Origin of the sequence: Acetobacter estunensis (assembly GCF_019083805.1) — a bacterium.
Lineage (GTDB): Bacteria > Pseudomonadota > Alphaproteobacteria > Acetobacterales > Acetobacteraceae > Acetobacter > Acetobacter estunensis_A.
Map to the genome: position 1 here is coordinate 1 of NZ_JAHRDV010000160.1, position 243 is coordinate 243.

Genomic DNA, 243 nt, shown 5'->3' on the forward strand with positions numbered 1-243 from the left:
TCTGGGTGAAATCTGTTTCTCCACCGGCATGACCGGATATCAGGAAACACTGACGGACCCGTCATTCGCGGGCCAGATCATCACCTTCACGTTCCCCCATATCGGCAATGTGGGCACGAATGCGCAGCGTCAGCGCGCGGGTGTCCACGCCGCAGATTCCCGGAACGCCACGTTCCTTGAGCCATGCGTCGAGACTCTCGGTCGCACGCCAGTTAGCGGGTGCTGTGAGATCCTGCTTGACTA

The 243-nt window shown here is 59.7% G+C and carries 2 pseudogenes; one reads left to right on the top strand and one right to left on the bottom strand.

Features of this window, described 5'->3' with window-relative positions:
• A pseudogene (locus tag KUA11_RS17360) lies at window positions 1–139 on the top strand (carbamoyl-phosphate synthase domain-containing protein); the annotation flags it as partial.
• 24 nt (window positions 140–163) lie between these two features.
• Here KUA11_RS17360 and KUA11_RS17675 read toward each other — a convergent pair.
• Window positions 164–243, bottom strand: a pseudogene (locus KUA11_RS17675) (hypothetical protein); the annotation flags it as partial.